The 21464-nt window shown below is 61.6% G+C and carries 17 protein-coding genes and 1 CRISPR repeat array; of the genes, 10 read left to right on the top strand and 7 right to left on the bottom strand.

Going from position 1 to position 21464, the window contains the following annotated elements:
* Nucleotides 1-39 precede the first annotated feature (39 nt).
* The 5 genes from glpX to E3E11_RS03110 form a co-directional block, all read right to left on the bottom strand.
* On the bottom strand, nt 40-1089 hold the full coding sequence (gene glpX / locus E3E11_RS03130) for a class II fructose-bisphosphatase (protein ID WP_141451148.1): 1050 nt from the start codon (nt 1087-1089) through the stop codon (nt 40-42).
* A gap of 20 nt (nt 1090-1109) precedes the next feature.
* On the bottom strand, nt 1110-2528 hold the full coding sequence (locus E3E11_RS03125) for a homoserine dehydrogenase (RefSeq protein WP_141451147.1): 1419 nt from the start codon (nt 2526-2528) through the stop codon (nt 1110-1112).
* Between the two features lie 85 nt (nt 2529-2613).
* Complete coding sequence (locus tag E3E11_RS03120) at nt 2614-3843, bottom strand: LL-diaminopimelate aminotransferase (protein WP_141451146.1); 1230 nt, start codon at nt 3841-3843, stop codon at nt 2614-2616.
* Nucleotides 3844-4282: 439 nt separating this feature from the next.
* Nucleotides 4283-7422: a CRISPR direct-repeat array (repeat unit 28 nt; unit sequence GCTTCCCCCGCACATGCGGGGATAGACC).
* Between the two features lie 927 nt (nt 7423-8349).
* The gene (locus E3E11_RS03115; RefSeq protein WP_141451145.1) at nt 8350-9918 is read right to left on the bottom strand and encodes a glycosyltransferase family 2 protein; all 1569 of its coding nucleotides are present in this window, start codon (nt 9916-9918) and stop codon (nt 8350-8352) included.
* A 15-nt stretch (nt 9919-9933) separates the two neighbouring features.
* The gene (locus E3E11_RS03110; protein WP_141451144.1) at nt 9934-10977 is read right to left on the bottom strand and encodes an OmpA family protein; all 1044 of its coding nucleotides are present in this window, start codon (nt 10975-10977) and stop codon (nt 9934-9936) included.
* A gap of 287 nt (nt 10978-11264) precedes the next feature.
* Here E3E11_RS03110 and E3E11_RS03105 point away from each other — a divergent pair, with 287 nt between their 5' ends.
* From E3E11_RS03105 to E3E11_RS03065, 10 genes are all read left to right on the top strand, one after another.
* A complete protein-coding gene (locus E3E11_RS03105) occupies nt 11265-12008 on the top strand; it encodes an ATP-dependent Clp protease proteolytic subunit (protein ID WP_231118974.1) in 744 nt (247 codons plus the stop codon).
* Nucleotides 12009-12241: 233 nt separating this feature from the next.
* Nucleotides 12242-13414 (top strand): ferritin-like domain-containing protein, encoded by a 1173-nt coding sequence (locus E3E11_RS03100; RefSeq protein ID WP_231118973.1) that lies wholly within the window; start codon nt 12242-12244, stop codon nt 13412-13414.
* A gap of 47 nt (nt 13415-13461) precedes the next feature.
* Nucleotides 13462-13974, top strand: a complete 513-nt coding sequence (locus E3E11_RS03095; RefSeq protein WP_141451143.1) for an NUDIX hydrolase — start codon at nt 13462-13464, stop codon at nt 13972-13974.
* 63 nt (nt 13975-14037) lie between these two features.
* A complete protein-coding gene (locus E3E11_RS03090) occupies nt 14038-14799 on the top strand; it encodes a hypothetical protein (RefSeq protein WP_141451142.1) in 762 nt (253 codons plus the stop codon).
* A 201-nt stretch (nt 14800-15000) separates the two neighbouring features.
* Entirely contained in the window at nt 15001-15729 is a 729-nt protein-coding gene (locus E3E11_RS03085; protein ID WP_141451141.1) for a TetR/AcrR family transcriptional regulator, read from the top strand.
* Nucleotides 15730-15777: 48 nt separating this feature from the next.
* Entirely contained in the window at nt 15778-16827 is a 1050-nt protein-coding gene (locus E3E11_RS03080) for an alpha/beta hydrolase family protein (protein WP_196777118.1), read from the top strand.
* Between the two features lie 70 nt (nt 16828-16897).
* Nucleotides 16898-17047 carry a hypothetical protein gene (locus tag E3E11_RS08455; protein WP_168189188.1) on the top strand — a complete coding sequence of 50 codons (150 nt, stop codon included), beginning with the start codon at nt 16898-16900 and terminating at the stop codon, nt 17045-17047.
* Between the two features lie 105 nt (nt 17048-17152).
* Nucleotides 17153-17554, top strand: coding sequence for a superinfection immunity protein (locus E3E11_RS03075; RefSeq protein ID WP_141451140.1), 402 nt, complete (start codon nt 17153-17155; stop codon nt 17552-17554).
* Nucleotides 17541-18203: a hypothetical protein gene (locus tag E3E11_RS03070; RefSeq protein ID WP_141451139.1), complete on the top strand. Its 663-nt coding sequence runs from the start codon at nt 17541-17543 to the stop codon at nt 18201-18203. The genes E3E11_RS03075 and E3E11_RS03070 overlap by 14 nt, the downstream gene beginning before the upstream one ends.
* 5 nt (nt 18204-18208) lie before the next feature.
* On the top strand, nt 18209-18580 hold the full coding sequence (locus tag E3E11_RS03065; RefSeq protein WP_141451138.1) for a hypothetical protein: 372 nt from the start codon (nt 18209-18211) through the stop codon (nt 18578-18580).
* Between the two features lie 61 nt (nt 18581-18641).
* On the opposite strand, the gene recA is transcribed toward E3E11_RS03065, so the two are convergent.
* Together recA and E3E11_RS03055 are read right to left on the bottom strand one after the other, a co-directional pair.
* Nucleotides 18642-19745, bottom strand: a complete 1104-nt coding sequence (recA, locus tag E3E11_RS03060; protein ID WP_141451137.1) for a recombinase RecA — start codon at nt 19743-19745, stop codon at nt 18642-18644.
* A 193-nt stretch (nt 19746-19938) separates the two neighbouring features.
* On the bottom strand, nt 19939-21420 hold the full coding sequence (locus tag E3E11_RS03055) for a gamma-glutamyltransferase (RefSeq protein ID WP_141451136.1): 1482 nt from the start codon (nt 21418-21420) through the stop codon (nt 19939-19941).
* Nucleotides 21421-21464 lie beyond the last annotated feature (44 nt).

Genomic DNA, 21464 nt, shown 5'->3' with positions numbered 1-21464 from the left:
GTCTCTTGACTGGAAAACCGGGTCTGCCGGTGAAAGAGATTATGTCCTGCCGGACTGGTCTTCGTATTTGTCGAGGTGATGATAGGCGCTCATATAGCGCAAAGTGCCGCTTTCAGAGCGCATCATGACGGAATGGGTGCGGAAATAGCCGTTCTCCATACGCCTGACGCCCTGCAGCAGATCGCCATCGGTTACGCCGGTGGCGCAGAAGAAGACGTGGCCTGCCGCCATGTCATTGAGGCCGAGCTTGCGGCTGAGGTCATCAAGGCGCGCCGCACCGGCGGTCTGGTTCATGTGGCGCGCACGGATACGCTGGGTGTCGTTTTCAAACAGAAGCCGCCCCTGCATCTGGCCGCGCATGCAGCGGATGGCCGCTGCAGCCAGCACCCCTTCAGGCGCGCCGCCGGAGCCGGCATAGATGTCGACATCGCTGCGCGGCAGGCAGGTGGCGACAGCAGCAGCCACGTCACCGTCAGTGATCAGCCGCACGCGTGCGCCGGCTTCGCGTGCATGGGCTACCATCTCCTCATGGCGCGCGCGGTCAAGCGCGCAGAGGGTCAGGTCGGAGACATCGCATTTCTTGGCCTGGGCCAGCGCGCGCAGATTGGCTTCAATACTGGCATCGAGATCCACCACCCCTTCAGGCAGGTGGGGCCCTACAGCGATCTTCTCCATATAAACGTCAGGCGCATGCAGGAACTGCCCGCGTTCGGCCAGGGCGACCACCGTCAGGGCATTGGGCAGGGAGCGGGCACAGAGATTGGTGCCTTCCAGCGGATCGACTGCAATGTCCATCGGTGCGCCGCCGCTGCCTACGTGTTCGCCGATATAGAGCATCGGCGCTTCGTCCATTTCTCCTTCACCGATCACCACTGTGCCGTCAATTGCCACCGTGTCAAAGGTGGCGCGCATCGCCGCTACGGCAGCCCCATCCGCTTCGTTCTTGCGGCCACGTCCCGTCCAGCGGGCGCAGGCGAGGGCGGCTGCTTCGGTCACGCGCGCAAGCTCCAGACCGAGATTGCGGTTGGTGATCCGCGTGAAGGTGGGGAAGCGGCTGCCGGCGCGTTGATCTTGCTGATCGTCTTGCATGCTGAATTCCCGTAACGAAGTTAGGCGAGGGGTTCGATTTTCAGCACCAGAGGCGCCTGCAGGATGCACTCCAGTGCTTCCAGCCTGGCGGTGGCGCGCGCCATGGCATGGCCCGGTGCAGGATGGGTGACAACAGTCATCCAGGTCTGCGGGATGTCCGTGCTTGCCTGGTCGGTTGCCTTGCTGGCCTCAGATGCTTCAAGCGCGTGTTGCGAAACGAGATGCACGGAAATGCCCTCACAGGCCAGTGTTTTCCCCACTGCTGCGATAACGCCGGGCTGGTCGCGCACCAGCAGGCGCAGATAGAAAGCGCTTTCCAGCTCTTCCACAGAACCACCGGCCACCGGAGCTGGCGGCGGGTTGACGCCCCAGACCGGCAGGGCTGCCCCGCGCGCCAGGGCCACGAGATCGCCTGCCACCGCGCTGGCCGTCGGGCCTTCCCCGGCCCCTGCGCCTGAAATCACCAACGGGCCGCAGGCTGCACCCTCCGCCACCACGGCGTTGAACACGCCGTTGACATGCGCCAGGCGTGAGGAGGAAGGCACCAGGCAGGGCCCGACCCAGGCGACGATCCGTGTTTCTTCGGTGGCCTCCGGGTGGCCTGCTTGGGGGGAGCGGGCAGGAACCTCCTGGGCCATGCCGAGCAGGCGGATGCGGTAGCCGAGCGCGCGGGCAAAGCGCAGGTCCTGTGGCGTGATGGCCTCGATGCCGCGCACCTGCAGGCTTTCGAAAGTCAGGGGGCGGAAGGCGAGGCCTGCCAGGATATCCAGCTTGTGCGCCGCATCCCAGCCCCCGATATCAGTGGTGGGATCCGCTTCCGCATAGCCTTTGGCCTGCGCTTCCTTCAGGACTTCATCAAAGGGCCGTCCGCTCCGGTCCATTTCAGTCAGGATATAATTGCATGTGCCGTTGAGAATGCCCCCCACACGCGTCACGCGGTCACCTGCCAACCCCGATCGCAGCAGGTTGATGGCCGGAATGCCACCTGCCACAGCAGCTTCATAAAGCAGGGGGGCATTGTGCCGGGCGCTGAGGGCGGCCAGCTCTGTGCCGTGCAGGGCCAGCAGGGCCTTGTTGGCCGTCACCACTGCCTTGCCCGCGCGCAAGGCCTCCTCCACCAGGGCGCGGGCAGGCCCTTCCGCACCGCCCATCAGTTCCACCACGACATCCACATCCGGGCGGTGGGCCAGTGCAACCGGGTCTTCTTCCCAGGCAAGGCCGGTCAGGGGCACACCGCGGTCGCGGCTGCGGTCACGTGCTGAGACCGCCACCACCTCGAAGCCCCGCCCTGCCCGGGCTGCCAGCAGATGCCCTTCGCGCTGCAGCTGCTTGAGCAGCCCGGCGCCCACCGTGCCCAGCCCGGCCACGCCCAGACGCAAGGGCGCAGGAGAAGAGGCTGGCGGTGTGGAAAGGGAGGGGGAAGGCGCGGGCGTCGTCATCCCCAGACCCTGCACGTCTTGCGCGGCAGTGGCAAGCGCTATCAGGAGGCTCTGGTAGGCGGTTCTGGAAGGCGCCCGCCGGTCCTCAGAGGGGTCTGGCGAAAAAGCCTTTGATGGCACGGATGGCCTGGCGCAGGCGCTGGGTGTTTTCCACCAGCCCGATACGCACGAAGCCATCGCCGTATTCCCCGAAGCCCAGCCCCGGCGCCACGGCTACGCCCGCCTCCCGGAGCAGCAGCTTGGCGAAATCCACGCTGCCCATCCCCTGTTCCCGGTAACGCGGCGGAATGGGCGCCCAGGCAAACATCGAGCCCTCGGGCGCGGGCACTTCCCATCCGGCCTGGCCCAGGCCGCGCAGCAGCACGTCACGGCGCTCGCGGTAAAGCGCGCGGATGTCAGCCACGTAGTCCTGCGGTCCGGTCAGGGCGGCGACGGCCGCCACCTGGATGGGGGTGAAGGCGCCGTAATCCAGATAGGACTTGATCCGCCCGAGCGCTGCGATCAGCCGCGGGTTGCCAGCTGCAAACCCCACGCGCCAACCCGCCATGGAATAGGTTTTTGAAAGCGAGGTGAACTCCACCGTGATGTCTCTGGCGCCGGGCACCGCAAGCACGGATGGCGGGGGCGTATCGCCGAAATAGATCTCGGCATAAGCGAGGTCGGACAGGATCCAGATCCTCTCGCGCCGGCAGAAATCAACGATCTCACGGTAGAAATCCAGCGTGGCGCAATAAGCGGTGGGATTGGAGGGAAAATTGAGAATCAGCGCCGTGGGCTTGGGGATGGAATGCCTCACGGCCCGATACAGCGCACGCAGCATGGTTTCGTCCGGCCTGGCGGGGATGGAGCGCACGGAAGCGCCGGCGATGATGAAGCCGAACTGGTGGATGGGATAAGACGGGTTGGGGACCAGAATGGTGTCGCCCGGGCTGGTGATGGCCTGGGCCAGATTGGCCAGGCCTTCCTTGGAGCCGAGGGTGGCGATCACTTCGGTTTCAGGATCGAGATCCACCCCGAAGCGTTTCTGGTAATAAGCTGCCAGGGCCCGGCGCAGGCCCGGAATGCCGCGGCTGACGGAATAGCCATGCGCGCGCGGGTTCTGGATCGTCTCAGCCAGTTTCTGCACCACATGGGCAGGCGGCGGGCTGTCGGGATTGCCCATGCCAAGGTCAATGATATCTTCCCCCCGCCGCCGCGCCGCTGCCTTGGCCTTGTTGACTTCGGCAAAGACATAAGGCGGCAGCCGACGGATGCGGTGGAATTCCTCCTGAGGCAGGGGAGGCGTGGAAGCAAGACCAGATTCAGGAGAAGGCATGGGTGAAATAACCTGAAAGACGAGATACAAGATCAAGACAAAGCGAAAAACAGTTTCGCGAAGGTTACGTTATCTGCCTGCGCTTGTCGCCGGCTCGGGCGGTCGAGCTATTTCCCTTGCCAGATACACCCGATGCTAAATGAAAGCCCCAAACAGGCGGCGACCTGGCGCATAGGGGCTTTCATAAAATTTACGAAATGTAATTTTCCGCGCTTTTAGGTCTGCCATGCCTGCACATGCGCGCGCAGCTGAACGCACGTTCTGCAGCTAGATTTCAGATAGGCGCTTCAACCGGAAAGTGGCAGAAAACCTGTCTTTCTGCTTCTCAGCTCTCAGCATTCAGTGCAGGGCTTCCATTGAAGCCAAAAGCTCAAAGGTGAGGGAGGAAAGGTAAAAGTTTTTGCTTTTCAGGATAGAAGTCAGTAGAAAAATTGCAAGGGCTTCCCCCGCACATGCGGGGATAGACCGCAATTCCTCATAGTCACGAATGAATTCGATACGCTTCCCCCGCACATGCGGGGATAGACCTCGGATTTGACGCGCTCTTATGACTTTCTTTTAGCTTCCCCCGCACATGCGGGGATAGACCGCTGAAGGCGAGCGTAATGACGCTGAAGAAGAAGCTTCCCCCGCACATGCGGGGATAGACCCTATTCCTTTCTGGCCCGGCACTGCTATCGCTCGCTTCCCCCGCACATGCGGGGATAGACCCAGTGGATTTTAAGAATTTCGAGGAAAATATTAGCTTCCCCCGCACATGCGGGGATAGACCCCAGACTCCATACCCGAAGGAATTTCCTTCAGGGCTTCCCCCGCACATGCGGGGATAGACCGCTTGTTCTCCGGGTCGGCAAAACGGGCGATAAGCTTCCCCCGCACATGCGGGGATAGACCCACCTTCACCTTGCTGTTAGGCAGGGCGATGAGGCTTCCCCCGCACATGCGGGGATAGACCTTTCCCCTATCGGCAGCGACGCGGTAGCTCTACGCTTCCCCCGCACATGCGGGGATAGACCTGTCTTTTTGCGTAAATGCGCTTGCGCGGCCCGGCTTCCCCCGCACATGCGGGGATAGACCTCAATAAGAGAATAAGGCGTAATTCCAGCGCCGGCTTCCCCCGCACATGCGGGGATAGACCCGATTACGATTCCGTATGATTTTTCTTCTATGGGCTTCCCCCGCACATGCGGGGATAGACCTATCCGGGAGCGGGCATTCAAAAACAGGTGCCAGCTTCCCCCGCACATGCGGGGATAGACCGCCGCCGTCCCACACACGCCGCCAGGCGGCGGAGGCTTCCCCCGCACATGCGGGGATAGACCTTTCCTTTACCAGGCGGTGCCGACGCTGAACGCGCTTCCCCCGCACATGCGGGGATAGACCGGTGACACCCACGAAAGACCCTTATTTATTAATGCTTCCCCCGCACATGCGGGGATAGACCGCGGAGCTCAAGCCTCTCTATGAACGGGCGATGGCTTCCCCCGCACATGCGGGGATAGACCCATGCGGCAGGCTTTCGAGCCTGAGTGGCGGCGGCTTCCCCCGCACATGCGGGGATAGACCGAAAACAACCGCCGATGATTTCCCTTAAATCGCGCTTCCCCCGCACATGCGGGGATAGACCCAATGAGGTTTTTTATAAGAGGGCTCAGACGCGGCTTCCCCCGCACATGCGGGGATAGACCTGACCTCCTGTGCGCCGGTGTCCGCATCGCCCAGCTTCCCCCGCACATGCGGGGATAGACCTGCGTTTGCGCCCTGTCACGGCCAGCTGCCGCCGCTTCCCCCGCACATGCGGGGATAGACCCCGTTTAGGTGGTCGGAGGGTCGCTGGGGTGAGGCTTCCCCCGCACATGCGGGGATAGACCGGTCTCCTGCGTGGTGTGGCCCCAGTTCGCCAAGCTTCCCCCGCACATGCGGGGATAGACCCACCGGCTCCGGCGCACCCGTTGGCTTTGTGCGGCTTCCCCCGCACATGCGGGGATAGACCTAGATCCTCATGCAGGCCCGGACATCCACCATGGCTTCCCCCGCACATGTGGGGATAGACCGTGCTCATGGGTCTTTTTGTTACTCCGAATAGCGCTTCCCCCGCACATGCGGGGATAGACCCGCCCGCGTGCGACACCTGACGGCGGCGCGCCGGCTTCCCCCGCACATGCGGGGATAGACCGGGCGTGGCCGGTCGAATCCGTAGAGGCCGCGGGCTTCCCCCGCACATGCGGGGATAGACCTCCCCTGTATACTGGTTCATATACAGATCGCTGGCTTCCCCCGCACATGCGGGGATAGACCTAAAATATTCGGTCGCTTCCTCGCTCATAACGCGCTTCCCCCGCACATGCGGGGATAGACCTCTTTTGCTACCGTCACCCGCTCACGCTACAGCGCTTCCCCCGCACATGCGGGGATAGACCTTAATAATTCTATGTATATTCGCACACCTCTGCGCTTCCCCCGCACATGCGGGGATAGACCGCGCTCCCTTGGCGCCAGGGTCTATCCCTACAAGCTTCCCCCGCACATGCGGGGATAGACCCTCTCCAAATCGGCGCGTAGCCTTCCTCATAGTGCTTCCCCCGCACATGCGGGGATAGACCCCAAGGGAGCCCGTGCGGTCAGGGGACGCACAGGCTTCCCCCGCACATGCGGGGATAGACCGCCGACGCATGGACAGGCACGGCATGTAAGGCTGCTTCCCCCGCACATGCGGGGATAGACCGCGACATCATGAGAGACGCCATCCCAGACGCTCGCTTCCCCCGCACATGCGGGGATAGACCGCTACGCTTGGCGTTGGTGAAAATGCGCTGCCAGCTTCCCCCGCACATGCGGGGATAGACCCATCCCGCGCAGAAAATGAGGGTAAAAACAACAGCTTCCCCCGCACATGCGGGGATAGACCTGACAGAAGAGAAATCACTGACCATACGCAGAAGCTTCCCCCGCACATGCGGGGATAGACCCCTTCAAGCTTCACATAGCAATGATACATCTCAGCTTCCCCCGCACATGCGGGGATAGACCTTGACTTATCTAGAGGGTATCAAATTCATTCGTGCTTCCCCCGCACATGCGGGGATAGACCTTAATAATTCTATGTATATTCGCACACCTCTGCGCTTCCCCCGCACATGCGGGGATAGACCCACGCGATGGGGCGATCACTTTGGGGATCGAGCGCTTCCCCCGCACATGCGGGGATAGACCCGGGATCAGCGACTTTTTCGACGAGCGCGGCCAGCTTCCCCCGCACATGCGGGGATAGACCCCTGACCCGCGCTGAGTGCATCAAAAAGGTAGGGCTTCCCCCGCACATGCGGGGATAGACCCGGCTGTCCGTCAAGTTTAGCTTTAATGATTTCGCTTCCCCCGCACATGCGGGGATAGACCGGCTTCCAGCTCCTTCGCCTCTTCCGGAGAGGGGCTTCCCCCGCACATGCGGGGATAGACCCCGCGCAGGTTGCGCAGACTCGCCCGAATATGAGCTTCCCCCGCACATGCGGGGATAGACCGTCGCTGGAAAAAACGGCCGCCATCGAGATCAAGCTTCCCCCGCACATGCGGGGATAAATTCCTTGGTTTTGATGCGTCCTGTAAGGCGGCCATGTATGCTTACTGCGGGGCAGCACCGGAGGCTTTTCGCAAGCAAGGCCGTATGGAAAAACGGCCAGTACTTTAAAAGCACTGGCCGCTTCGAGGCTTCACCCTTGTTTTTGGATTTAGCTCTGATGCCGGATCACGGCAAGAGCTGAGCAGTAAGCGCTCCCAAGGCAATGGCGATTGTGCCTCCGATCAGACACCAGGCTAGAAGATGGCGTTGGATTGATAAAGCCAATTTTTCAAGCATTTTTTCTCTTTCATTTCATGCACCTGAATGCAGTTATTTCCGTTCATGCGGGGACAAAGATTCTGAAAATAGGTTCAGTCATTATTGCCATTTATCGGCATTTCGAAAAGTAAGGAAAGAATGAAGCAAACAGATTTCTCCCTTGGTTTAGAGAACGCTTTTGCAGAATGGATCAGGGTCCACATTTACGGGTCACGTGCGCGCCACCTGCGTTTCCTGATCATTGTGGCACTCGCGACATGTCTCTTTATTTTCCTCAGGGAGAGGTTGAGCTGATGCCCACGCGACGTCTTACGGCGGAAGAACTCGAAATGGCGGGTCGGGCGCTTTACGGGGAACGGTGGAAATCACCGCTGGTTAGGGCCTTGGGCGTGCCGTCTACGCGCATACGGGAGGTTATGAGAGGGGAACGTCTATGCCCCGTCGGATGGACGCAGGACGTGCTGATCATTCTTCACGACAAAGCAGTAGCGTGCGTGACTACGGTTCAGGAGCTGGAGGAACGGATAAACAAATAGCCGTTGCTCTTTATTGAGCGGCGCAAAGACCATTTTCGGACCCAACCCATTGAAAACAAAACAGTAAGTTTCGCACTCTGGCTAAGACCGGAACTTCTGGAGTGTTGGTTCTTTGGTGCCAAGTTATTTCAGGGATCAGACGCTCAGTGGTCTCAAGGTGTCCAGCCAGGGATAAGCCGGTACGCGGTTGCGTGCTTTCCAGAAAGCCTGCGCATCTGCAGGCAGGAGCGAGAGGGCTGCTATGAAGGCGTCGGTTGCCAGGCTGTCTGCTGCCTCATCTGAGGCCCGTGCCTCTTTCTGGCGGTTGTCAAAGACCTGGGAAGGGTCGGTGACGTTCTGCAACACGTCAACTGCCTGTTGCTCTAAGGAAGGCACGTGTTCGAGAGGGACAAACCGGAGCCGTTCCCAATCATTGATGGAAGTGCGGTTGATCTCGACATTTTCCAGAGTGTTCATCAGTCCAAGGAAAGAGGCCAGTAGCCCGCTTACAGGGTTACGCAAGCTGATCTGACCATCCGGTTGTTCTTCTATTCTGAAGGACAGGAAGGTGGAGACACGCGGGTCGCCGGGTGCAAAAAGAAACCGCGTGTCTCCTTGCGGCTCGGTCGTGAGGAAAACACTGCCCGGCCATTGTGGCAGGCGTAACGCCATGATGGGGGCGACACGATTTCTGCAGGGCTCGCTTTCGGGGTCCTGCACATGGCACAGGCGCCCGGTTTTCAGGTCATAACAGACTGTGGTGCCATGATGGGTGTGCAGCTGACCGACCGTGAACGGCGTGCTTGAGGGCGGCGCAGGGGGCAGCGTTAATTCCCCCTTAAGCCCGCTTCCGCAGCTGTCGATCATCTGGGCCAGCAGAGCTCTGTTTACCTGGTTCTGGATCCGGTAAAGCCACGGCATCATGCCGTCATGGCGTGCTGTTGGCAGAACATCGGGCAGGTCGTTGCGGTCACAATAGCTGAAGAGATCCAGCCCCATGCCGGATTCACGGATATCAATCCGGCGCTTCAGCTTTTCCAGATAATGCTCCGTGCTGCGGATCAGATAATGATTGATCCGCGCTACATCCCACTGCGCCAGAGAGAGCGTTCGGTGGGGATGTTCCGCGTTCCAGCGGATCGGCTGGTGATCGGTCGTGACGTAAGGGCCGGTTACTTCGAACCTGTGGGGATTGAGATAGGTGACCGCGGTTGCCCGGGGGCGGATGAAACTCTTGACCGTGTAATTGTATTCGAACCCCGGGACAGCGTGACGCGTATAATGCTCGAAGACGTTGGAGGTAGGGGGCTTGAGAACGTGCCGGTTGCTGCCGAAACAGCACCAGTTCAGCGCGACAGCGGCCGCTTCAGGATAATGGCTGAGAAAGTCACGCACGTTTTCGCCGTTGCGGATTTCCAGAAATTCATCGGCGTCCAGGAAAAGCAGCCAGTCGAACTCATCGCGATATCTGGCAAGGGCATCAAGATAGGTGTTCCTCTGGCGGGTATTGAACTGCTCACCATCAACCGCACGATGGGCGCGGATGTCGCACACTTTGGCAGCCTGCGTGATCAGCTCCCAGGTGCCGTCATCTGAATGGTCGTCATAGATGATGAGCGTGTCAAAACCGCAATGGAGATGCCACGCTATCCAGAAAGCGAGATCACTGATCTCGTTTTTCACGAAGAGAACAGCACCGATTTTTGGCGTGCCGGTTTCCGTCATGGGAATGCTTACCGCTCAGTGCGTTTCCGGCTCAGGCGGAACAAGAGGCGCTTCGTAGCGGGCACGCACGCCGTCGCCGATGGCGCTGGCGGCCAGCAGGATCTCGTTGGCGGGCACGCCGTTCTGCATCAGCACGCCTGCCACCGCCTGGGCCCTCAGCAGACCCAGTCTGATTTCTGCCTGCTGCTCGGCTGGCTGCAGCCCAGCTTCAGGGCCCATGCTGACGCCGAAGCCTGTCAGCACCACTGCCCGTCCCTGTCGGTCGGAGAGAATGCGCGCGAAGGTCTTTTCCTGGCCTTCCTTGGGCTGGTCGCTGGAAGGCAGGAAACGCACCAGGGTGCCAGGCGGGTTGGCGCTGGAGATGTCGGGACGGATGTCAGGCCGGCTTTCAGGAATGGCGAAGCCCGGGAAACCGATGGGGGGCGGGGGCGGTGCGATGATGGCCGGCATCGTCTTGGGCAGGCTGCGGTCCGTGGGGGCGTACTGCAGCGGGGCGGCCCCGCGGGGTGAAACCGCACCGCCGTCCACTGCCTGGCCCGGCTTGAAGGTGGGCTGGGCCAGAACCGAGGTTGGCTGTGCGGGTACGGCAACTTTCTGGGCCGGCGGTGGGGCAGGGGGGCGGTCATCGCCCATGATGGTCAGGGAACTGTCGGTATTGATCGGCGGGGGCGGGTTAGGATGGCCGATGCGCGGCAATGGCCCGGAGGCGGCACTCAGGCGCTGGGCGTAGTTGCGTTCCGATTCCAGCTTTTCAGTCAGGGCGACGCGGGCCTGCGGGGAGGGGAAATCGAGCTTCGTTTTCGGCTCGAGATTGATGTTGGGGTATTTCCTGTTATAGCCCGGTGCGGGCGGGCGTAGCTTGGCGATTTCCCCGCCTTCGGCGCTGTAGAGCCAGTCTTCCATCGTGCCGCCCACGCTGCGCCCCTGGCAGCCGGTCAGACCCAGCACCAGACCCATGAGGGCGCCGGCAAACAGGCCCGAATGCAGCTTGGCCGGCAAGAGGCGTGCCTTCTGCAGAAGCGGAGGAGAGAGGTGCGGGCGGAAAGGCGGGACGCGCATGAAACCTGGCTTGCGAAAAGAGGGGCCGGAAGGAAAGTGAAGATAGGCTGCCAGGCTTAGAGGAGCAAGCGGCGCGCCACTTAGGCGGCCCGCAGGGTCGATGAATAAAGATAACGCCTTTTTAATTCCTGGCTGCCTTGTATCCCTGCCGTGAACGTTTCAGAAATAAGGGCGCAAATGTGGCGCACCTTCAGCAATGGGGCTTTGCGGTTGCCGTAGGGGCAGGTGTGGCCGGGGAAGCAGACGGGGCTTGCGCCAGCCCCCGGGAAAAGAGCAGAGTGACGCGCATGATGATACACGACGACACACTGAACAAGCTGAACCCTTCTTCCGCCCTCCCTGTTTCCGGGAAGCTGAGCCAGGCTGCCCCTGGCCCGCGTTCTGACGACGAGGGGGAAGGCGACGAGCCGGCTGCGCCCAAGGCCGATGAAGCTGCGCGTGCGGTCACGCCTGAAATGGAGAACCGCCTGTTCGAGCAGCGCAAGGTGCTCATCTTTGGCGGCGTCAATGACCGCATGGCCCGTGAGGTCACCGGGCGCCTTCTGGCGCTGGCCGGGGCTTCAACAGCGCCGATCGAGGTCTATGTGAACTCTCCGGGCGGCCACGTGGAAAGCGGCGATACCATTCATGACATGATCCGCTTCGTCGACAGCCAGGCACCCGTCACCATGATCGGGACGGGCTGGGTAGCCTCGGCAGGCGCGCTGATCTTTGCGGCCGGAGCGCCGGAGCGCCGGCTGTGCCTGCCCAACACGCGTTTCCTGCTTCACCAGCCGATGGGCGGGGTGCGCGGACCTGCGACCGATATCGATATCGAGGCGCGTGAGATCATCAAGATGCGCGAGCGCCTCAACCGGATCTTCGCGCGTGAAACCGGCCAGAGCTTTGAAAAGATCGCGCGTGACACGGACCGCAATCACTGGATGTCCGCTCAGGAAGCCGTGGATTACGGGCTCGTCAGCCGCATCATTTCCTCTCTGGCGGAGCTTGAGAAGCGGCAGGAAAAAAATGAGGGGGAGAAATCCTCCTGACCTTTTCGCCAGGCCGTGGCCTGCCTCATCCTCCATCAGTCAGTGCTGTTTCAACCGTTTTTACATGAAAGTTTCCGTCGCTTTTCCATAGCCTTTCCACTTTCTCTTCATTGCAGTGACAGCAGCTCTGCTCCCCAACTCTTTTTCCGTGCGTGGCCAAGACCGGACTTTCCTGCCCTGGCGCGCCTGACAGCGGTGGGGAAGGGCGGGTTGCCAGGAAAAGGAGCGCGCAGATGAGCGCCAAGCATCATCATTCCCATCGTGAGTCCCATCATCACCCCCATCACGATGATTCCCGCCACGCGTCGTCTTCTCACGGTCATCATGAGTCCCGCTCCGAGAAGGCGCGCAAACGCAAGTCGGGCCCTGAGGCAGATCACTGTGATGAGGAAGCCAGCCGCGCCCGGCTCGAGCAGCTTTATTCCCACCTGCCCGATGCGCCTTCGGCCCGCACGCTTGAGGAAGTGGATTTTCAGGCGCGTCACTGGAGCAGCCCGGTTATCGGCCCGCTGACCCCAGGCTCGCCGGAACACAAGAAGGCAACAGCGGACATGTTCCGCGAGACCTTCAACCCCTACAAGCCTTCCATCATCGACTGGCCCGAGCTGGATCCCGAGACGCGCGAGCGCATCACCTCCCTGCCCATCTGGGACATTGCGGTGCATACTGAAGGCCGCGCGCGCCTGCGCATGGCCGCCTATGCCGAGATGATCGAAGACCCTGAGCTGCGTGACGCCATCGCCCGCAATGCGTGGGAGGAGAACCGGCACAAGGAAGTGCTCTCGCGCATGGTGGAGCATTACGGCATCAAACTTGGGGTTGAGCCCCCTTATGAAATGCCCAAAAATCCGGAATGGGCCTATCTGGTGACGGGTTTTTCCGAATGCTGGGACAGCTTCTTCGCTTTCGGCCTGTTCGCCATGGCTGAAAAATCCGGCCTGTTTCCCATGGAGCTGGTGGAAACCTTCGAGCCGGTGATGCAGGAGGAAGCGCGCCATATCCTCCTTTTCGCCAACTGGCTGGCTTATCACCGCACCCATCTGCCCCTGCTCAAGCGCCTGTGGTTCGAAGGCAAGGTGCTGGCTGTGCTGGCCTATCTCTTCTATGAGCGCCTGACCCTGCTGCGCACTTTCGATGAAGACGGCAATGAGCACACGGAGGACTTCAACTTCGCCGTGCGCGGGGTGGAATCAGTCACTGAGGAAACGATTGATTTCGTCAAGCTGATGGAGCTGTGCCTGAGTGAGAACGACCGTCGTTTTTCAGGCTACGACCCCCGCCTGCTGCGCCCGCAGCTTGCGCCTGCCTGCGCGCGCATCGCGCTGACGGCAGTCAGGATGTGGAAGGGTGTGTTCAACAAGGCCGAGAAAAAAGCAGAACGCGACGGCGGCGAAGTCGCGCTGTAAGGCGCGTGGTGGTAAGGGAGCCGGTAATTTCAGGAAAGAGGCAGCCCATGTCCGGTACGTCTTCTGGGTCCTCTGAGCTGGCAGCTGGGCCAGCCGGTGGTCCTGTTGAGCGGGCGGTGTCCCCCATCCGCATCGTGGCTGCGTTGATTGAGGATGGCGAGCGCCTGCTGTTCGTCCGCAAACGCGGGACCGAATGGTTCATGCAGGCAGGCGGCAAGGCCGAAGCCGGGGAAACCCCGCTTGAAACCCTGACGCGTGAGCTGCGTGAGGAGATCGGCTATGAGCTGCGTCCCGGTGAAGCCACGTTGATCGACCATTTCACCGCGCCGGCTGTCAATGAACCGGGCTGCCAGGTGGAAGGCGCCATCTATCATCTCCCGCTTGACCGCCACGCCCTGCAGTCGGGCGCACTTGTGCTGCAGCCGGGCGGGGAGATTGCCGAAATGCGGTGGGTGACCCCGGAGCAGTCGCGTCATCTCAGGCTGGCCCCGCTCTCGGCGCAATGGTTGGTGCCTTGGGCTGAGAAAAGATTTCGGCTAAACTCCTCTCCCCCGCAGTAGCCAGCTTCTGTCTCCTTGCAGGAGCGAGCTGGTGGAGAGCGGAACCGGGCCGGAGAGGCAGCCATGAGAGTGAATCGCGCGCGCTTGGTGCGCACCAAACATTGGATCTGGCAGGGCGTGGAAGCCGCAATCCTGCTTCTGTTCAGCGCTGCTGTTATCGCAGCCTGCACCTGGATCGGCGCGCAGATCGCGCAGGGGGCGGTCTTTCAGCCCCAGCCGGTCAATCTGTTTTCAAACCGCGCTCTGGATCTGGAAGTGGACCTGGAAGTGCTGGTGCAGGTGCTGATCGGCACCGGCGTGGCGGTGATGTGCGCCTGGATGGCTTTCTCTCTGCTTGGGTGTTTCCTGTGTGACCGTCTCTTCCCCAGTCTGGAAGAAGTGGCGGCTGCCTGCAATGAAGGCCGGTTTGCCCAGGCGCAGCTTGCGGCCCAGAGTCTGCGCGCGCCCGAGGAGGACCGCAAGCTGCGTCGTTATTATGATCAGCTACAGCGCGATATCACCTGCGTGGAGACCGTTTCGCTCAAGATCCACCGGTTCTGGACTGGGGTGCCGATGATGAGTGCGGTCGCCTTTCTCAGCATTCTCGGCACGCTGCATGTGGTCGATATGGGGTGTGTGGAAGTCTGGCTGGTCTTCGGGGTCTGGGGTATGGTGACCTTGCTGGCCTGGGGGGCGCGGCTGGAAAACGGATTGCTCGCTCTGGCCACCGGCATTGACGGGGCTCATCATGCGCTGGGCCGTACGGAAAGCCTGGCCTGGGGGATGCGCAATGCCTGGGCTGATATCAGCGAGTGGCTCCGCCGTCTGGTACAGGATGTAGCCTGAATCTGGCTATGCATCAGAGCCTGCACTCTGTCTGCCCTGCCGTCAGAAACTTTTCCGATAATTTTTCCGATAACAACAGGGTGTTCGTTTTCCTTGGGGAGAGCGCTTGCCTGGCGAAGGGAGTCATAAAGTGGTCATAAAGATGTAAATAATGTAAATATATAAAGAGAATGGATCTATTGGATAAAAAGGAGAGGCGGCATGGCACGTCCACGTGATCCTGCCAAGAGAGAAGCGCTTCTGACAGCGGCTGCCGAACTGGTTGCACAGCTTGGGCCGACGGCTTCCCCGGCCAAAATCGCGCGCCAGGCGGGTGTTTCGGCAGGGACGATCTTTGTCTATTTTCCCACCAAGGATGACCTGCTCAACACGCTTTACGTGCATCTGAAAGCCAATCTGCGGCGCCATATCCATACCAGCCCGGAGATGCCCTGGCCGCAGCGGATGCGCAGAGCCTGGGATGACTATATCGACTGGGGTTTTACCCATCCGCTTCAGGCACGCGCGCTGGCAGTACTCTCAGCGTCCGAACGCGTGACGCCTCAGACGCGCGCTGAAGCGCAGACGGTTTTTCCTGAATTTGAAAAATGGGGAGCGGAAAGCCGGGATTCGATCAGCGCAGAAGCCGCTGGCGAAGGCGCACCGGCAGGTTTCCTGGATGCCAGCTTCTATGCCCTGGCCGATATGGTGATCGCACATGGAACCCAGCAGGCTGAAGAGGCGGCCAAAACCGGTAGCGGTGCGGCTGACAAGAAAACAGCTTCTGCCGGCAAAGCCGGGACTGAAAAGACAGCCACGCCAGTTGCCGAAGATTCAGAACTTGCTGAGCGGCGCGAGCGCTGGCGCCAGGCAGGCTATGCCATGTTCTGGGAGTATATGCAGAGGCAGCCCGGAGAAAGTTATTTTTCTGCGAGGCTTGACTTTAAATGATCTATAGATCATTTAAAGACTGTTCCCTTCAGATCAGGAGTCTTTCACATGGGTAACCCTTCTGCTTCCGCAGTCAACGCCTCGACTTCACTTTCAGGTCACACGCCCTCTCATCATTCCAGCCCGCGCCTGTCCCCGCAGCGCATGGAAGAGGCGCTGCACCAGCTCTCCACCATCAGTCCGCAGGACCTGGAAAAGGTCAATGGCCTGGCGGCAATGGCCAAGCCCGCTTTCCGTTCCTTTCTCTACACTGTCCCGGGCGACCGCGGTATGGCGTGGGAAAGCCTGTCCATTCCCTCTGAAGACGGCACGCCGCTTGAAGCCTGGTATATTCCCGCTACCGGTCCGGATGGTGCGGAGAGCGACAAGCTGGTGATCTACAATCATCCCCTGCCCATGTGCCGTGCAGGCTTTCCGGGGCATTTCGGCCAGCCCTGGAGCACGCTTTCGGATGTGCAGGTCGATTTCGTGCAGCAGATGCGTTACCTGCACGATGCCGGCTATAACGTGCTGGCTTATGATTTCCGCAATTTCGGCAACAGCTCGGCAGCCAATGGCGGCGTCAGTGGCATCGGCCGGTGGGAATGGCGCGATTGCGTCGGCGTCAAGCAGTTCGTGGATGCCCATCCCAAGCTGAGCCGCATGAAAGTGGGGCTTTACAGCCAGTGCATGGGCGGCATGGCGCAATATGAAGCCATTTCCAACCGGCCGGAGCTCTTTGCCAATGTGGCCTGCATGTGCAGCCCGATGGTGCCTTCCATGGGGGCGATTTTTTCAGCCTTCGGCAGCCTGATGGGGATTGAGCAGTACCTGCCGCTGATCGATCTGCAGCTCGTCAAGATGGGCGCCTGGACGATGGAGGAAATGAATCCCCGTCTCTTTGCGCCGGCAGTGACGATGCCGGTGCTCATGTTCCAGGTGCTGCACGACAGCTGGACCCGCAATCCTGAAGACGGCCAGGCTACCTTCGATGCTCTTGGCAGCAAGGAGAAGGAGCTGATCTGGGTGCCCGGCACCAATCGCTTCCGTGACGGCTACGGCTTCTTCAACCGCGAGCCCGGCAAGATCCTGCCCTTCTTCAAGAAATACCTGGGCTGAACCCGGGGTGAGAGAAGCGCCAGCCAAGTGCATCAGGAAACCTGAGCGGGAGCCTGGCGCTTCTCCATCTGTGACACCTCCTCAGGAAGAGCCCTCGCGCTTCAGAACTGAGAGACGCAAACCCCTTTACGTGCTGTTTGCCGCGGGCATGGCGGCTTTCAGCCTTCTGCTGCTGGGCCTGGCAGTCATGGAGCTGGTGCGCTGCTGGTCGCTTTCATGAAAAAGCTGGTATAGGGAAAACCGGAAGGTCGTTTCCGCCACGCCTGCCCGGGCCCTGTCCTTGCAGGGCTGACTGGCCTGATGCCTCAGTCTGAAAGACGTCCTCATGTTTTCCCTGGCCACCAACTCTTTCGTCGGCCTTTCCGGCGCCATGGTCACCTTTCTCTCCTGGTTGCTGTGGCCGATGGAGATTCTGTTCTCCCCCCACAGCTTTCTTTCCGGTCTGCCGGGGCTGGCGAAGTTTGTGGGCGTGCTTCTCCTCATTCTGGCAGGGCTGGCGCTGCTCTGGTTCTATTTTCTGCCCAGCAGTATTTTTTTCTGGCGTGGGCTCGGCGGTAGCGGAAAGAGGCGACCGCTGCGGCTCATCGGCATGGCCGTTCTCAATCTCCTTCTGGGCTGGACGGGCTTCGGCTGGCTCAGCCTGCTCACCATGGCCTGTACCCTGCCGCGGCCCCGCAGCAGAGGGCGGGCCATGAAAGATGAAGGAGCTGAAGATGGCGCGTCGTAACGAGCCTCCAAAGCACGATGACAGGCATGACCGGCAACAGGGTCGTCACAGCTGGCGTCCCCATGACCGCCAGCGCGCGCTCGGCACCCTGGCCATGCCCGGGCTGCGGCACAGCCGGATCAGCCTGGCAGTGGCCTGGCTGGGGATCCTGCTTTCCTCGCTGTGGCTGACCTGGCGCCTGTCTTTCGTGTCAGGCGTCCTGTTTTCTGGCCTGGCATTGCTGGCTTTTCTGGCGTTGGCTGTGCCCGTGCTGGTGTTTCTCACGCCGGCCTACCGGATCTTCCCGGCCTGGAAAGCGCTGCGCCAGGCGGATCGCGCGCTTATTGATGTGCCTGTACCCCTGACAGTGGTTGAGGAAGCCGAACGCCTGGCTGAGTTGGAAACCCTGCTGACAACGGCTTTGTGCACCCTGCTTATCAGTGCCCTGCTTGGGGCGGAGACCTATGGCTTCCACCTGCTGCGGGCCATGGAAAAAGGTGTGGGCTCCGCAGTGGCCGGGTCAGCTGCCGGGCACGTCACCTTCTGGCCTGTGCTTACGGCTCTGCTCAGTTGCTGCGTGCTGATCGCTTTTTTCTGCGCCGGCAATGCTGTTCTGACCCGAGGGGCGGTACAGGTGCGCCAGGAAGTTGCGGAAGTGGAAGGGACCTGAGGGACATGGCGAAATATCTCTGGTGGGTCCTGGCCCTGTTTCTGGGCGCTGCCGGGGTGGGACTGTTCTGGCAGACCATGTCCGACGGGTTCCCGGCCCATTCGCATCCCACAGGCCTGCTGGGCGTGTTCCTGGCGCATATGGGGCAGTTCAAGGCGCTTCTGGCAGCCCTGTGGTGCCTGATGGCCACGGGCCTGGCTCAGAAAGCCAGCGGCCGCCCCCTGCCGGTCGTCTGCTTCTATGCCGTGCTGGTATGCGCTCTGCTGGCGCTGATTCCCTATCTCTTCACCCGCGCTTCCGACCGCACTGTCCTGCTTCTGTGGTCGGTCACCCTCACGGCAGCGGCCATATGGGCAGCGCGACGGGCACCGGCCTGAAGTTCGCTCTGCAAGAACCGATCTTTCGGCCGGTGCCCAGTCGCGCGATGCAGAGAGGGTTTTACCCCTCCAGCGGCAAGGCGCCGTGGGGCTCGTTTTCGCTTTCGCTTTCTTCCTCGCCGGTCAGCATGGCGTCAGCCAGGATGCCTGCTTCCTTGCGGATGCGGTTTTCGATCTCCTGAGCCATTTCCGGATGCTCGCGCAGATAGGTCTTGGCATTCTCGCGGCCCTGGCCGATCCGGGTGCTGTCATAGGAGAACCAGGCGCCGGATTTCTCGACGATGTTGGCCTTGACCCCGAGGTCCAGCAGCTCGCCCATCTTGCTGATGCCTTCGCCATACATGATGTCGAACTCGACCTGGCGGAAAGGCGGGGCCATCTTGTTTTTGACTACCTTGACGCGCGTCTGATTGCCCGTCACCTCGTCCTTTTCCTTGATCGCGCCGATGCGGCGGATATCGAGGCGGACGGAGGAATAGAATTTCAGCGCGTTGCCGCCGGTCGTGGTTTCGGGATTGCCGAACATCACCCCGATTTTCATGCGGATCTGGTTGAGGAAGATTACCAGCGTGTTGGAACGCGCCACGGTGCCGGTCAGCTTGCGCAGGGCCTGGCTCATCAGCCGGGCATGCAGGCCCACATGGCTGTCGCCCATGTCGCCTTCCAGCTCGGCACGGGGCACCAGTGCGGCCACGGAATCGACCACCAGCACATCAATGGCGCCTGAGCGCACCAGGGTATCAGCGATCTCCAGCGCCTGCTCGCCGGCATCGGGTTGGCTGAGCAGCAGTTCATCCACATTGACGCCCAGCTTGCGCGCATAGATGGGGTCGAGAGCGTGCTCAGCATCGATGAAGGCGACTGTACCGCCCTTTTTCTGGGCTTCAGCCAGCACGTGAAGGGCCAGCGTGGTCTTGCCCGAGCTTTCAGGGCCGTAGATCTCCACGATGCGCCCGCGCGGCAGGCCGCCGATACCGAGGCCGATATCCAGCCCCAGCGATCCTGTGGAAATCACTTCCGCCTGTTCGACAGGACGGCTGCCCATCCGCATCACCGAGCCCTTGCCGAAAGCGCGTTCGATCTGGCTCAGCGCGCCTTCCAGCGCTTTGGTCTTTTCAGCGGAGGCCTTGTCGTTCTGGCCCCGGGCGGTCGGTTTTTCAGCCATGTCGGCCTCCGATGTCATGAAAGATGAAAGAAAAAGAAGATGAAAAGCGGGGTGATCCGATCCACCTCATGGACCGCTGATATGGGGCCCGTGAGGGGCAAGTGACAGGGGCGGAGCTCGTTTTTTCTTTCTGCCCCTCAATGGCTCACCTATGGAAAACTGGCCCTTCAGACTCCGCTGTTTCTTGGGGATCTCAGTGCGGTTGGGCGCTGGAAACCAGGCCGTGGCCTCGGGCGTCCGCAGTGCCGGTGCAGCTGTGGGTATCACCATGGGCGCAGATGATGGCATTGACCCGCCCGCTGCTTGTGGGCTGGCCTACCGCAGTGCCGCCCGTGATCGCGTTCAGCGCATCCGCTGCCGCCTGGGCTGCGTCGTTCTGGCCGGAGGCGGCCACCACGCCGCGCAGTGCGCCGTTGCGGTCACGCAGCACCGCGCCGGTGATCATCGGCTTGGGGTAAAGCACTGGCGAGGCGCCCAGAATGACCCCGGTGCTGCCGGCCATGCGGCCGGTGCCGAACAGGTTGTCCTCGCTCAGCGCGCAGGCCACAGCCATGCCGTGACCATCTGCCACCACGAAGGAGGTGGAAGCAGGCAGAGGGGGCAGGCTGCCACCTGTAACCTGGCCGTTTTCCAGCAAGTTCTGCGCGGCATCATAACCCTGCTGGCCCGAGCTGCGCCAGGTTGCCACCGCGGCTTCAGCCGGCACGCCGCGTGCCCAGGCCATGGCCGTGCCCAACCCGCCATCAGCAGGCGGGGTGAGGAAAAGACCTTCCCAGCCATCGCGCCTGGCATGCAGGGCCTTGCTGCCTCCCGGCACGGCGCGGCGCATGGCTTCGCTGGTCAGCGCGCCGCCCGCCAGGTCCGCCTGGGTGACGAAAACCGAGCCCAGCACGCCGTTATAGAGATCCCCCACGCCGATCAGGCCAAGGCGTGTCAGGAAAGCGCCCAGGCGCTTCTGCACCAGTTGGTCACCCGCGCCCAGAATGCCTCCGTCACGCCGTTGGAAGATCTCCGCCAGGGCGGGATCGCCCAGGAGCGGTCCTTTCACGGCCGCAAGGTCCTGCGCCAACGCTTCGCTGACGGTCACGCCCTGATCGGCCAGCACCACGGCAGGGGCCACGATGTCATTGAACTGCACGCTGCCGTAACGGTCCTGCAGCAGGTAGACGCCGCGCGGCAGCATGGGCACGGAAGCGGGGCGCAGGCTGACCCCGTCGGCCAGGCGCGCTTCACGGCTGCCGGAAGTGCGGGCAGCTGGGGCGGAATTGCCGGGTTCTTCCATGAAGGTCAGGGTTTCAGGCGCGTGACCGGGGCGGCTCACCAGGCAGGCCCCGCCGCCGCCCAGAGAGGCGCGCGAGGGCAGGGTGACACTCAGCGCCATGGCCGTTGCGGCAGCTGCATCCGCCGCATTACCTCCGCGCGCCAGCACATCCCGCCCGACCAGGGCGGCCTGGGGTTCATCTGCCACCACCAGGCCGCTCTGCGGGGAGTTGACGTCATGGGCAGTCGGGCCGAACAGGTGGTATTTGAGCGAATGCACGGTTGAACAGCCGCCCAGGCCCAGCGAAACCAGGGAAGCCAGGCTCAGCGAGGCCAGGCGCTGCTTCAGCTGCCCGCAGGAAAGGCAGTAAGTGACGGGGCGGGAAAGAAAGGAGCGGAAGGAAGCGGGGCGCATGGTCGTAAACTGCCTCATCGTGGGAACACGCTTGCCGGGCGCAT

The sequence above is a fragment of the Oecophyllibacter saccharovorans genome (genome assembly GCF_006542375.1).
In the GTDB taxonomy this organism is placed as follows: Bacteria; Pseudomonadota; Alphaproteobacteria; order Acetobacterales; family Acetobacteraceae; genus Oecophyllibacter; species Oecophyllibacter saccharovorans.
Note: the sequence above shows the minus strand (reverse complement) of the source record. Positions and strands in the feature narration are given on the sequence as shown.

What these genes read in the sequence shown, in the direction of transcription:
- glpX (WP_141451148.1), bottom strand. Translation starts at nt 1,089, where the DNA reads ATGCAAGACGATCAGCAAGATCAACGCGCCGGCAGCCGCTTCCCCACC.
- E3E11_RS03125 (WP_141451147.1), bottom strand. Translation starts at nt 2,528, where the DNA reads ATGACGACGCCCGCGCCTTCCCCCTCCCTTTCCACACCGCCAGCCTCT.
- E3E11_RS03120 (WP_141451146.1), bottom strand. Translation starts at nt 3,843, where the DNA reads ATGCCTTCTCCTGAATCTGGTCTTGCTTCCACGCCTCCCCTGCCTCAG.
- E3E11_RS03115 (WP_141451145.1), bottom strand. Translation starts at nt 9,918, where the DNA reads ATGACGGAAACCGGCACGCCAAAAATCGGTGCTGTTCTCTTCGTGAAA.
- E3E11_RS03110 (WP_141451144.1), bottom strand. Translation starts at nt 10,977, where the DNA reads ATGCGCGTCCCGCCTTTCCGCCCGCACCTCTCTCCTCCGCTTCTGCAG.
- E3E11_RS03105 (WP_231118974.1), top strand. Translation starts at nt 11,265, where the DNA reads ATGATGATACACGACGACACACTGAACAAGCTGAACCCTTCTTCCGCC.
- E3E11_RS03100 (WP_231118973.1), top strand. Translation starts at nt 12,242, where the DNA reads ATGAGCGCCAAGCATCATCATTCCCATCGTGAGTCCCATCATCACCCC.
- E3E11_RS03095 (WP_141451143.1), top strand. Translation starts at nt 13,462, where the DNA reads ATGTCCGGTACGTCTTCTGGGTCCTCTGAGCTGGCAGCTGGGCCAGCC.
- E3E11_RS03090 (WP_141451142.1), top strand. Translation starts at nt 14,038, where the DNA reads ATGAGAGTGAATCGCGCGCGCTTGGTGCGCACCAAACATTGGATCTGG.
- E3E11_RS03085 (WP_141451141.1), top strand. Translation starts at nt 15,001, where the DNA reads ATGGCACGTCCACGTGATCCTGCCAAGAGAGAAGCGCTTCTGACAGCG.
- E3E11_RS03080 (WP_196777118.1), top strand. Translation starts at nt 15,778, where the DNA reads ATGGGTAACCCTTCTGCTTCCGCAGTCAACGCCTCGACTTCACTTTCA.
- E3E11_RS03075 (WP_141451140.1), top strand. Translation starts at nt 17,153, where the DNA reads ATGTTTTCCCTGGCCACCAACTCTTTCGTCGGCCTTTCCGGCGCCATG.
- E3E11_RS03070 (WP_141451139.1), top strand. Translation starts at nt 17,541, where the DNA reads ATGGCGCGTCGTAACGAGCCTCCAAAGCACGATGACAGGCATGACCGG.
- E3E11_RS03065 (WP_141451138.1), top strand. Translation starts at nt 18,209, where the DNA reads ATGGCGAAATATCTCTGGTGGGTCCTGGCCCTGTTTCTGGGCGCTGCC.
- recA (WP_141451137.1), bottom strand. Translation starts at nt 19,745, where the DNA reads ATGGCTGAAAAACCGACCGCCCGGGGCCAGAACGACAAGGCCTCCGCT.
- E3E11_RS03055 (WP_141451136.1), bottom strand. Translation starts at nt 21,420, where the DNA reads ATGCGCCCCGCTTCCTTCCGCTCCTTTCTTTCCCGCCCCGTCACTTAC.